Origin of the sequence: Streptomyces sp. 796.1, from assembly GCF_047525675.1 — a bacterium.
Lineage (GTDB): Bacteria > Actinomycetota > Actinomycetes > Streptomycetales > Streptomycetaceae > Streptomyces.
In genome coordinates, this window is record NZ_JBLIWA010000039.1 from 75,204 (window position 1) to 87,594 (window position 12,391).

6 protein-coding genes are annotated in these 12,391 nt (G+C 73.1%); 4 read left to right on the top strand and 2 right to left on the bottom strand.

The window, feature by feature from the left end:
• Positions 1-354: 354 nt before the first annotated feature.
• Positions 355-543 (top strand): hypothetical protein, encoded by a 189-nt coding sequence (locus ACMA1D_RS24200; protein WP_414726119.1) that lies wholly within the window; start codon positions 355-357, stop codon positions 541-543.
• Positions 544-1,245: 702 nt separating this feature from the next.
• Positions 1,246-4,842: an AAA family ATPase gene (locus ACMA1D_RS24205; protein ID WP_414726223.1), complete on the top strand. Its 3,597-nt coding sequence runs from the start codon at positions 1,246-1,248 to the stop codon at positions 4,840-4,842.
• 167 nt (positions 4,843-5,009) lie between these two features.
• Here the strand turns inward: ACMA1D_RS24205 and ACMA1D_RS24210 are convergent, their stop codons facing one another.
• Both ACMA1D_RS24210 and ACMA1D_RS24215 read right to left on the bottom strand, forming a co-directional pair.
• On the bottom strand, positions 5,010-6,203 hold the full coding sequence (locus ACMA1D_RS24210; RefSeq protein WP_414726120.1) for a PQQ-dependent sugar dehydrogenase: 1,194 nt from the start codon (positions 6,201-6,203) through the stop codon (positions 5,010-5,012).
• 712 nt (positions 6,204-6,915) lie between these two features.
• Positions 6,916-7,935 carry an aldo/keto reductase gene (locus ACMA1D_RS24215; RefSeq protein ID WP_414726121.1) on the bottom strand — a complete coding sequence of 340 codons (1,020 nt, stop codon included), beginning with the start codon at positions 7,933-7,935 and terminating at the stop codon, positions 6,916-6,918.
• A 74-nt stretch (positions 7,936-8,009) separates the two neighbouring features.
• Here ACMA1D_RS24215 and ACMA1D_RS24220 point away from each other — a divergent pair, with 74 nt between their 5' ends.
• Both ACMA1D_RS24220 and ACMA1D_RS24225 read left to right on the top strand, forming a co-directional pair.
• Positions 8,010-8,972, top strand: a complete 963-nt coding sequence (locus tag ACMA1D_RS24220; protein WP_414726122.1) for a 2-hydroxyacid dehydrogenase — start codon at positions 8,010-8,012, stop codon at positions 8,970-8,972.
• 374 nt (positions 8,973-9,346) lie between these two features.
• On the top strand, positions 9,347-12,241 hold the full coding sequence (locus tag ACMA1D_RS24225; RefSeq protein WP_414726224.1) for a putative bifunctional diguanylate cyclase/phosphodiesterase: 2,895 nt from the start codon (positions 9,347-9,349) through the stop codon (positions 12,239-12,241).
• Positions 12,242-12,391 lie beyond the last annotated feature (150 nt).

The following is a 12,391-nucleotide window of genomic DNA, read 5'->3' on the forward strand; positions in this document are numbered from 1 at the left end:
ACCGCTGGCTCCGTATCTCTGACCAGAGCACACCTGCCGCCCGGAGGCCCACGGACGGGCGATGGCTTAGGTGCCTTAGGCAGTCGGTGATCCCGAGGACCGAACGGGGCCCGGCACGGCCCCGTACCCCGCTGCCCATCCCACCTAGGCCCCGTACCTAAGGCTCTCCAACCGTCACTCAGGCCGGTCCGCACCGGCCGGTGGGCGGCGTCTAAGGCACTCTGAGGCCGCGAAATCAGGCACTCTCCCCATGCGGTGGTACCTCCTGAGCCAGCAGGGTGGAAGCACGCCGAACGAACCGCAGCCGAGGCAGACGGGCCCCGCAGCCGTTCGTCACCACCCGAGGAGAACCTGATGTTCCACTACGAGCTGCACCAACTCCGCCAGCACGACCTGGTCTCCGAGGCCACCGCCGCCCGCCGGGCACGCGAGGCCGGCCGAAGCCGCTTCATCCCCCGCCGCTCTGGGGAGTACGAGGGGGAGGGGCGGGTGAATCCGCCCCTCGGCCGCGGCGCGGCGTCGCCCCGCCGTGCCACCGTCTGACGGGGCCCTTGACCCGACGCTCGCCCCGTCGCCCCGTACGGAGCCGACACACCCCACGGCTCCGTACGGGGCACCCCTCCTCATCGCCCCGGTGCCTGGTGTCCCTCTCCGCGCCGAGACGACCTACCGCACGCACGGGCCGCACCCCGCATGGGCCCCGCCCCGGCTCATCCCCGGCCCCGGCCACCCACCATGACGGACCACCAGCCCCGTGCCCCGTACGCACCGCAGCGCGTTCGCCCCGTGCCCCGTGCCCCGTGCCCCGTGCCCCGTGCCCCGTGCCCCGTGCCCCGTGCGGGGAGTCGGACGTGCCTCGCGCGCGAGGTTGCTCGTCGGGTGGGCGAGGCCGGCCGCGCTCCGCGCGCGAGGTTGCTCGACCCGTCCCCGTACCGGGGCGTCGCCCCACCGTCCTGCGCGCAGGACGTCTGCCCCGGGCGTACGGGCTGCACCTCCACACCCTGACCCGTGATGGCCAGGGCCCCGTAGCCCCTGGCCCCAACACCGGCCCGTGTCCCGTACGACGGGGACCCCACGTGCCGTACGGGACACGGGCCCGGCCCCCTGCGGCCGGTGGGCAGGGCGTGCAGGCAATGCGTACCGGCCGGGCTCGCTCCGGCGTCCCCAGCCCGTACCCGACCGTGCGTACGACGTGTTCGGCGGTCCGTCGGAGGTGTTCTCGCCGTGATGTCAGACCTCTGTGCCATGCTCGGCCCTGTGTACACCACGTCCGTCAGTTCGGTTTTCATCGGCCGTACCGAGGAGTTGGGCGCGCTCACCGACGCGCTCGCTCGGGCCGCGCACGGGCAGCCGCAGGCGCTGCTCATGGGCGGCGAGGCCGGTGTGGGCAAGACACGCCTGGTGGAGGAGTTCGCGACCGTGGCACGGGCCGCGGGGGCGGTCACCGCGCTGGGCGGCTGCGTCGAGATCGGGGTGGACGGACTGCCGTTCGCCCCGGTCTCCACCGTGCTGCGCGCCCTGCGCCGGCAGCTCGGGGACGAGCTCGACCAGGCCGCCGCGGGCCAGGAGGGCGAGTTGGCCCGGCTCCTGCCCGAGCTGGGGGAGACCGCGCCCGAGGCGCGAGACGAGGACGGCAGGGCGCGGCTGTTCGAGCTGACGGCGCGGCTCCTGGAGCGCCTGGCCACCGACCGCACGCTGGTGATCGTCATCGAGGACCTGCACTGGGCCGACCGGTCCACCCGCGAGCTCCTCGGTTACCTCTTCCGGTCGGTGCAGCGCGCCCAGTTGGTCATCGTCGCCACCTACCGCTCGGACGACATCCACCGCCGCCACCCGCTGCGCCCGTTCGTCGCCGAGGTCGACCGGATGCGCACGGTGCGCCGCATCGAGCTGGGCCGGTTCAGCCGGGCCGAGGTCCGGGCGCAGATCGCCGGCATCTACGGTGCCGAGCCGGACCGGCTGCTGGTGGACCGGGTCTTCGAGCGCACCGACGGCAATGCCTTCTTCGTCGAGGAGATCGCGCGCAGCATCCACGACGGCTGCCAGTCGGGCCTCAGCGAAACGCTGCGCGACCTGCTCCTGGTGCGGGTCGAGGCACTGCCCGACACTACCCAGCGGGTGGTGCGGACGGTGGCGGAGGGCGGCTCGCAGGTCGAGCACGGGCTGCTCGCGGCCGTCGCCAGGCTCGGCGAGGACGAACTCATCGAGGCGCTGCGCACCGCCGTCGGGGCGAACATCCTGCTGCCGACGGGGGACGACAGCGGCTACCGCTTCCGGCACGCCCTCGTGCGCGAGGCCGTCGCCGACGACCTGCTGCCCGGCGAGCGCACCCGCCTCAACCAGCAGTACGCCACGGCCCTTGAGGCCGATCCGACCCTCGTACGGAGCGACGAGTACGGGGCCCGGCTGGCCAGTTACTGGTACCACGCCCACGAGCCGGCCAAGGCGCTGCCCGCCGTGCTCGCCGCCTCCGTCGCGGCCCGCCGCCGGCACGCCTACGCGGAGCAGTTGCGGCTTCTGGAGCGCGCCATGGAGCTGTGGGAGGACACACCGGCCGAGGTCAGGGCCGCGCAGTGGCCGTTGGCCGAGTCGTGCGCCTACCCGGTGTGCAGCCCCTGCGAGGACGATCAGCTCCGCCACCTCGACCTGCTCGCCGAAGTTGTCACGGCCGCCTACCTCTCCGGGCAGCGGGAGCGCGCGCTGGCCCTCGCCAAGCGCGCGCTGCGCACCATCGACGAGGCGCGGGACCCGCTGCGGGCCGCCTGGTTCTGGACCCAGGCGTCGAAGAGCATCGAGGGACTGACCCGCGGGAACGGCTGGGCGGAGCTGAGCCGGGCCCAGGAGCTGGTCCGCGGCCTGCCCCCGTCGGTGGTGCACGCGGAGGTGCTCGCCGCCGCGGCCGGCTGGCTCGCGGTGCACGAACCGGGGCCCGACAACTACGCCACCGCCGAGCGCGCCGTCGAGTTGGCCAGACTGGTCGACGCGGCGGATCTGGAGCTCCACGCGCGCGTGACGCTCGGCGGGCTCATGATCAATTCCGGCGATGTGGAGGGCGGCCTGACCGAGATGGCCGACGCCGCCGCCCGGGCCGTCGACGGCGGGCACATCAGCGTGATCTCCCGCTGTTACATCAACCTGGCATCCGCCCTGGAGAGCATCGGCCGCTCCGCCGAGGCCGTCGACGCGGCCCGCACGGGGGTGCGCGCGGCGGAGACCTTCGGGCTCGTGGACACCAAGGCGTGGACGTACGGGAACATGGCCGAGTCGCTGATCTCGCTGGGCCGCTGGGACGAGGCGCTGGAGGCGGCCCAGGAGGCCGAGCGGTACGCCCAGGGCGCCAAGCCGCGCGGTGCGGCGGCCAACCGGCGGGCGCAGCTCGCGCTCGACCGCGGCGACTGGGCGACCGCCCACGTCCAACACGCCGCGGCCCGCGCGTACTACGGCAGCCACGACCCGCAGCCGCAGTACACGATCACGATCGCCCGGCACGCCCTCACCCTCGCCGCCCACGACGGCGACATCGCGCGCGCCCGCGCCATCCTCGTCGAAACGCTGGACGCGGGCATTCCGATCGGCACCCAGCGGTACGCCTGGCCACTGCTGCTCGCCGCCGCCACCGTGGAGGCCGACGCCCGCGGTCTGCCCCTGGCCGAACCGGGCCGCGAAGAGGTGCTGCACTGCATCTACCTGGCCGCCAAGCGGTTGGCGCAGCCGGTGCCGGTGTGGCAGGCGTTCGCCCTGATGGTCGCCGCCGAACTGCTGCGCGCCCAGGGGCGCGACACGCCCGCGCACTGGAGTGAGGTGGCCGCCGCCTTCGCGCCGCTCGATCGCCCGTACCAACTGGCCCAGGCCCGCTACCGATGGGCGGAGGCCCGTCTGACCGCGGGTGACCCACCGGTCGCCGGCCGCCCCGCCGGCGACCGGTCGGCCGACGCGCGCGTAGGCGCCGCTACGGGGCCCGCCGCGGCGGGTGAGGGGCCCGACGCCGGCGCGTGGCCATCCGGCGTGCGGGGGGCCCGTCCGTCAGGGCCCGATGCGGCAGGTGACGAGGTGCCCGTGGGATGCGCCCTCAGCGCGCACGCGGGCGACGTCCCCGACGGTGACGAGCACCGTGCGGCAGCGACCGCGCTCCCATCCGGGCCGCACCCGTCCGGACCGCACTGGCCCGGCACGTACCACGGTGGGCACGGCGCGCGCCCGGACGCCGCCGCGTACGCCGCACCCGTGGAGCCCGCCGAGGTCGGCACGGCGCGCGAGCACGCGGCGTCGCTCCTCGCGCGCGCGTACGCGACGGCCGAGCGGTTGGCGGCGCACCCGCTGTGCGAAGCCATCACCCTGCTCGCCGCCCGCGCCCGGCTCACCCTCCCGGTGCGGGGCGCGGGCCGCCCCGGGCCGGGGGTGGCGAGCGCCCCGGCGCTGCGCGAGATCGGCGCGGGCCACACCCCTGCGGGCCGGGGCGACCAGGCCCCCGCCCCGGCCGAGAGCGCCACCCGGGACCTGCTGCCCGCCCCCGGGCCCGCCGCCCACCGGCCCGGTGCCGGCGACGGCCGGGCCCAGGACGCCGGGGCGGGCCGCCCGCCCACCACCGGGGCCGCGGACCTGGCCGGGACCGCGCCGCCCGTGCAGGACCCGGCCGACGCGTTCCGGCTGACCCCGCGCGAGCGCGACGTGCTCCGGTTGGTCGCCGTCGGCCGCAGCAACCGGCAGATAGCCGAGGAACTCTTCATCTCGCCGAAGACGGCGAGCGTCCACGTCTCCAACATCCTCGCCAAACTGGAGGTCTCAGGCCGCGGCGAGGCCGCAGCCATGGCCCACCGGCTGCGCCTGATCACCCCCGCCTGACCCCACGCCCCAGCTACGCCCCGCGCCCGCCCGCACGGCCCCACCCGACCGGGCTCAAACGGGTGCAAGCCGGGTTCGCCACGTACGAGTTCATCACCTAAGGGCGCACGGATCTGGCGGCGCGGCAGGGGCGGCGGCGGACCACCGGGGCGGGGGCTGCCGGCGCGTCAGCTCACCTTCAGCCTAAGGATGCGGTCGTCCTGCCCCTTCGCGTCGCCCCGTCCGTCCGTGTTGCTCGTGGTCACCAGCAGCGTGCCGTCGTCGGACGCCGCTACGGTGCGGAGCCGGCCGTACGTGCCGACGAAGAACTCCTGCGGGGCAGCCAGCGGCCGGGTGCCGCTCAGCGGGATGCGCCACAGCCGCTTGCCACCGAGGCCGGCCATCCACACCGAGCCCTTGACGATCGCGATGCCGCTGGGCGACGCCTCGTCGGTCTTCCACTGCTCCACCGGGTCGGTGAAGCCCTGCGCCGCGGACTCGTCGCCCTTGCCCCGTCCCTCGACCTCGGGCCAGCCGTAGTTGCCGCCGGGCTTGATCTGGTTGAGCTCGTCCCAGGTGTCCTGGCCGAACTCGGTGGCCCACAGCCGCTTCGCCTTGTCCCAGGCCAGGCCCTGCACATTGCGGTGGCCAGAGGAGTAGATGACGGAGTCGGGCGACGGGTTGTCCTCGGCCGGTTCCCCGTCGGGCGTCATCCGCAGGATCTTGCCGCCGAACGACTCCTCGTCCTGCGCCAGCCCGCGGTCCCCGCCCTCGCCCGTGCCCACGTACAACATCTTGTCCGGCCCGAACGCGATCCGGCCGCCGTTGTGGATGCTGGCCTTGGGGATGCCCTTGAAGACGGTGTCGGGGGCGCCCAACTGCTGCCCGGCGGGCCGCTTCTCGTCGTAGATCATGCGGGCGATGCGGTTGTCCGACTCGGTGGTGAAGTACGCGTACAGCATGCGGTCCGCGCCGAAGGTCGGCGACAGGGCGAGCCCGAGCAGGCCGCCCTCGCCACCGGGCGAAGTGCCGGGCACCGAGCCCAGTTCGGTCCGCTTGCCGTCCTCGGCCCCGATCCGGAACACCTTGCCGCCATCGCGCGAGGCGACCAACAGATCGCCGCCCGGCAACTCGGCCAGCCCCCACGGCGTCTCCAACTTCTGCGCCACCGTCGCCACCACCTTCGCGGTGCCCCGCTTGGGCGGCAGCACGGGGGAGGGCTTCCCGGACGGCCCGGTGCCACCGGTGGACGAGGACGACGAGGACGCGGCCGGCGCGCTCGGCGTCGGCGCGAAGGGCGAGCGGCCACCGTCGTTCGAGCAACCGGATACGAACAGCAGCGAGGCCGCGGCGAATGCGGCGGTGACACCGGTACGTCGCACGATGGCGATTCCTTCCACTGAGCACGAGCAACTGGCCACGAGTGACCGGGGCGAGACGTGTGGGACGACATGCCGGGCGCAGCCCTCGTTCCTTATACACCGTGCTCCCGCGGCCACCACCAGCACACCGACCGCCCCGCCCCAGCTCGCCGCTGGCCCCCGCCCCGTCGGCGCCTTGCCCCCGTTCCTGCTCCCGCTCCGGGCCCCGCCCCGTCCTTGGTCCGGCTCGGCCCCGCCCCGACCGTGCTGAGGCCACCGCCACCCCGCCGCGGCCCGGCTCATCCCACCCCGCCGCGGCTCTCGTCCCCGCTCGGCTCCGTCCCCGGCCCTGCCCCCGTCGAGCTCAGGTCCCCGCCACCTCGTCCCCCGTCCCCGCCCCGTACGCCCACGGACCGTACGTCCACGGAGCCGCGGTCCGCCCGCGCCCCTGACCGCTCCGCTCCGTCCGCTCCGTCCGCTCCGTGCGGGCGCCACAGCCGCCGTACCGGGCCCTTCCAGACCGCTTCCGGCGACCAGAATCGCGCACGCACCGTGACGTACGACCGGAATCACGCTCAAAGTTCTCTACGCACAGTGATAACTGCGATATTTTTCGCGCCAATTCGCGCGGAGTTTTATCCACGGACAGGCGAATTGTGCGCCTTGTTCCATCCATCGTGCCGCGCCGCGCCGGCATCGTGACGGAGCGCGTCCGCCCCGGTTCTGCGAGCGATCAGTCCCACGAGCCGAGCGCCGGCGGCAGCGCGGCGATCTCCGCGAGGTCCGCACCGGTCAGTCGGAGCCGCTCGGCCGCCACGTTCTCGGTGACCCAACGTTCCTTCTTGGCGCCGGGGATCGGCACCACGTGCGGCCCCCGGGTCAGCAGCCAGGCCAGCGCCACCTGTGCGGGCGTCGCCCCGTGCCGCGCCGCTACCCGGCGCAGACCAGCGACGATGGGCTGGTTGGCGGCCATCATCTCGGCCGTGAACCGCGGGTGTCGGGCGCGCGCGTCGTCCGGCTCGAAGCCCTGACCCGGCGTCAGCGTGCCGGTGAGGAAACCGTTCCCCAGGGGCATGGCCGCGAGGAACCCGATGCCCCGTGAGGCGCACCACGGCACGAGGGAGTCCAGCGCCTCCGGAGACCACACCGACAGCTCCGCCTCCACGCAGCTCACGGGGAAGACCTGCTGGATCCGTTCCAACTGGCGGATGGTCGCGTCGTGCAGCCGGGCCGGCGTCGTGACGCTCGTACGCGCCGCCGCCCGGCGCAGCTCCCCGCGCGCCCCCACCGCGCACAGCCCCAGCGACCGCACCTTGCCCGCGGCGACCAGCTCGGCCATCGCGCCCCACGTCTCCTCGATGGGCACCTCGGGGTCGGCGCGGTGCAACTGGTAGAGGTCGATCCGGTCCGTCTGGAGCCTGCGCAGCGAGGCGTCGCAGGCCCGCTTCACGTAGCCGGGGCGGCCGTTGGCCACGATGTGCTGTTCCCCCACGAGCAGCCCGCACTTGGTGGAGACGAAGGCGTCCGCCCGCCGCTCCCTGAGCACCCGGCCGATGAGCAGCTCGTTGGTGAACGGCCCGTACATGTCGGCGGTGTCCAGCAGGTTGACGCCCTGGTCGAGCGCCGCGTGCACGGTGCGCAAGGAGCCCTCGCCGCCCTGTTGGGAGCTGGTGTACGCCCAGTTCATGGGCATGCAGCCGAGCCCGATCGCACCCACCGACCGGGCCCCCACACCGATTGTTCTGCGCTCCACCTGCCCGTACCCCTCCCATTCCCGGTCCCCAACGTAACGTCTGCTGCCGGGCGGCCTTCGCATAGCCTCCTGTCATGCCGATTGACGACAGTGCCCCCGCCCGCCCCGTCGTGTGGCTGCCCCTGCCACCCGAGGAGATCGACGGCCTGCCGGCCGACCTGGAGTACGCGTTCTGGGACACCGGGCAGGACTATCCGACCGACCCCGCGCGCTGCGTGTTCTACGGGGTCCCCTACATGAAGGGCGCCGAGCCCGTCGTACGCCCGCTCGCGCAGATGCGCCACGTACGGGTCGTCCAGACGCTCACGGCCGGGGTCGATCACATCGAGCCCGCGGTGCCCACGCTGCCGCCGGGCGCCCAGTTGTGCAACGCACGGGGCGTCCACGACGCCAGTACGGCCGAGCTCGCACTGACCCTCACCCTCGCTGCGCTGCGTGACGTCCCGGGCTTCGTCCGTCAGCAGGACGCCGGGCAGTGGAGCACCGAATTCAAGCCAGCGCTTGCTGACCGTTCTGTGCTGATTGTCGGGTACGGCGCCATCGGGGCCGCGATCGAGGCCCGGCTCACACCCTTTGAGTGTGCGCGGGTGGCGCGCGTCGCGCGCTCCGCCCGCGAGTCTGAGCGCGGCCCCGTGCATCCACTCACCGCGCTACCCGAACTGCTGCCGCAGGCGGACGTGGTGATCCTGGCCCTGCCGCTGACGTCGGCCACCCGCTCCCTGGTCAGCGGCGATTTCCTGGCGCGGATGAAGGATGGAGCGCTGCTGGTGAACGTCGCCCGCGGCGCGATCGTCGACACCAAGGCGCTGCTCGCGGAGGTGGAGACGGGCCGGTTGCGTGCCGCGCTCGATGTCACCGACCCGGAACCACTGCCGCCCGGGCACCCGTTGTGGCACGCTCCAGGAGTCCTCATCACCCCGCACGTGGGTGGTCCGTCCTCTGCCTTCAGGCCGCGCGCCGAACGCCTGCTCCGCGATCAACTCCACCGCTTCGTGGCGGGCGATCCCCTGCGCAACGTGGTCGTGACGGCTGGCTGAAACGCATCGGAGCATCACCCGGAATCCACACTTCCGGCACACTGCGAAATCGAGTGATTGCGCAAAGTGTCGACATTGCCCCCGTCGATTACGCTGCGTAGATGGGCTATGTCCCTGAGTGACCAACCTGGTGTATCGTCCGGAACGGGGACCCACGCCACGCACCACACGGCGTGGGTGACGGACCGGAACCGAGGGGGGCGACGGGCGATGTACGGCCAATGGATGAACGACCCGACGCGGCTCACGCGTCGACCACTACACCGCCTCGCGAACCGCAGCGCGGCCGATCGCGAGCTGACGGCGGTGGCACCGTGAGCGCCTGGGCAGGGGTGCTCGCGCGTCCCAGGGCGACGGACGGTGGCGCCGGAATGATGCACCAACTCCTGCTGACCCTGCTGTGCGGCGGCTATGCCGTCGGGTCGGTGCTCGGCTGGGGATCGCGCGAACTCTCCACGATCATGGGGGACTTCGGACTCTGCGCGGCGGCCCTCGCCGCCGCCATCTCCTGCTTCGTCTACGCGCGCACGCGCTCGGGGCCCTCGCGCCCGGCCTGGTTCATGTTCGCCGCTTCCTCGCTGATGGCCGGCCTCGGCAACGGCGTCTGGGGCTGGTACGAGGTGGTGCTGGCGCAGCCGGTGCCCTCCGTGTCGCTCGCCGACTTCTGCTTCCTGCTCTTCGCGCCACCCGCCATCGTGGGGCTGCTGGTGCTGGCCAAGCGCCCGGTCAACCGGGCCGGTTGGCTCTGCCTGAGCCTGGACTCCTGGCTGATCGCCGGCTCGCTGCTGACCCTCTCCTGGAGCCTGGCGCTCGCCCACACCGCCCGCTTCGACGGCGAGAGCGTCGCCCGTACGGCACTCTCGCTGGCCTATCCACTGCTGGACATCGCGCTGGTCAGCGTCGTCCTAGCGGTCCACTTCCGGCGCTCGTCGGCCAACCGGTCCGCGGTCAACACCGCGATCGGCGCGCTCGCGCTGACCGTGCTCTGCGACGCACTGTTCACCTCGCCGCTGCTGCGCCAGCAGTACAACTCCGGCCAACCGCTGGACGCCGGCTGGTTCGCCGGCTCGCTGCTGCTGGCCTACGCGCCCTGGGTCTCCAGCCGCGCCGGCCAGGAGTGGGACCGCCCGCGCCGCCCGCACCCGGCCGGCCGGCCCATCGCCAACTCGCTGACCGCCCTGACGCCCTACCTGGCCGCCACCGTGTGCGTCCTCGGCATCATCTACAACGTCTTCAACGGCCGCGCCGTGGACCGCGTCGTGCTCTTCACCGGATGCACCGTCGTCCTCGCGCTGGTGGTGCGGCAGGCCATCATGCTGATGGACAACATCGCGCTCACCCAGGAACTCGCCCAGAAGGAGAACCACTTCCGCTCCCTGGTGCAGGGGTCGAGCGACGTCATCATGATCGCCGCTCCCACCGGGATACTGCGCTACGTCAGCCCGGCGGCCGTCGGCGTCTACGGCCGCGACCCCGAGGAACTGACCGGCTCCGAGCTCGCCTCCCTCATCCACCCCGAGGACCTGGGCCCGGTCGTCCACGAGGTGCGCCGGTTCCTCGCCGCCCACCCGAGCCAGGAACCCACCACCCGCATCGAGTGCCGGTTCCGCTCGGGCAGCGGCGAGTGGCTGAACGTCGAATCCACCGTCAACCGGCACCACGGCGGGCTGATCCTCAACAGCCGCGACGTCACCGAGCGCGTCAGGCTCCAGGCCCAGCTCCAGCACAACGCCGAGCACGACCCGCTCACCGACCTGCCCAACCGCGCCCTGTTCACCCACCGGGTACGCCAGGCGCTCGGCGGCCGGCGGCGCACCGACCCCGGCACCGCCGTGCTCTACATCGACCTCGACGGCTTCAAGGCGGTCAACGACACCGTCGGCCACCAGGCGGGCGACGAACTGCTCGTGCAGGCCGCGCGCAGGCTCCAGGAGTCGGTGCGCTCCGGGGACATCGCCGCCCGCCTCGGCGGGGACGAGTTCGCCGCCCTGATCATGGGTGACGGCGGCCCCGACCGCGCCGCCCACGAGTACCGGGTGCACGACATCGCCGAGCGACTGCGCATCGCCCTCTCCCGGCCCTACCGGGTCCAGGGCACCGAGGTGCGGGTGGCCGCGAGCATCGGCGTCGCCTTCGCCGAGCCCGGCATCAACCCCGGCGACCTGATGCGCAACGCCGACCTCGCGATGTACCGCGCGAAGTCCGGTGGCAAGAACCGGGTCGAGCTCTATGCCCCGCAGATGCAGGCCGACGTCACCCGCCGCGCGGAGCTGGCGACCCGGCTGCGCGCCGCGCTCAAGGATGGCGAGTTCGTGCTGTTGCACCAGCCCGTCGTGGACCTGCACAGCGGTCGGATCAGCTCGGTCTCCGCACAACCGCGCTGGCGCTCCGCACAGGGCATCCTGTTCACCCCGGCGGAGTTCCTCCGGGTCACCGGAACCGGCCGGGGCGGAGGGCGGGGCGGCAGCGAGGACACGGCGCCCAGCGTGGAGCTGAGCCGCTGGACGCTAGAGGAAGCCATCCGGCAGGCCGCACGCCGCCGCCGCGCCGGGCACGGCGTCGCGGTGTCCGTACGGCTGCCGGCGAGCCAACTGGCGGACAAGGCGATCCCGCCCAAGGCCATTGAGGGACTGCTCGTCGAGCACGGGCTGCCGTCCGGCAGCTTGATCATTGAATTGTCCGAAAGCGAGCCCCGGGCCTCGCTGGGCGACCTGGAACACCGCCTCATGGCGCTGCGCCGGCTGGGCGTGCGCATCGCCCTGGACGGGTTCGGCAGCGGGTACGCGGCGATCAACGCCCTGCGCAAACTCCCCATCGACCTGGTCAAACTCGATCGGGCCCTGGTCGAAGGGGTACTGGAGTCGGCCAGGCTCTACAAGATCACCGCCGGCCTGCTGCGCATCGCCCACGATCTGGGCACCCAGGCCATGGCCGAGGGCGTGGACCTGCCCGAGCAGTTGGCCGCACTGCGCGCCATGGGCTGCACCCACGGCCAGGGCACCGTCTTCTGCGGCCCGCTGGACGAGCAGCGGCTGCGCCGCGCGCTGGCCGTGGGTGACTACCCGCTGCCGCGCCCGGAGCCCCGTCTCACGGCGCGTACCGAGGTCCTGGCCGATCTGCAGGCCCCCGAGCAGCGCACCGAACCCCCCGCCTTCGCCGGCGGAGCGGTGCCCGTACGGCACAGCGGATCGCACGGGACGCGGCGGCACGAGCCACTGGCACATACGCCATTGCGTTCAAATAATGAGACGCCCGTCCCACCCACTTGACACTTGCTAGGCGACGGGGGGAGGGTCAAGCCATGCGCACCCGAATTCTCGTACTTGGACAGCGCGTCGGCTGAGCAGGGCCAGAAAAAGGCCCTGCGGACCTCCTCCCGACGCGCTCCCCTCGATTGCCTCACGGCACGAGGGGTTTTT

Coding starts and splice junctions, on each gene's coding strand:
- ACMA1D_RS24200 (WP_414726119.1), top strand. CDS start 355: ATGTTCCACTACGAGCTGCACCAACTCCGCCAGCACGACCTGGTCTCC.
- ACMA1D_RS24205 (WP_414726223.1), top strand. CDS start 1,246: ATGCTCGGCCCTGTGTACACCACGTCCGTCAGTTCGGTTTTCATCGGC.
- ACMA1D_RS24220 (WP_414726122.1), top strand. CDS start 8,010: ATGCCGATTGACGACAGTGCCCCCGCCCGCCCCGTCGTGTGGCTGCCC.
- ACMA1D_RS24225 (WP_414726224.1), top strand. CDS start 9,347: ATGCACCAACTCCTGCTGACCCTGCTGTGCGGCGGCTATGCCGTCGGG.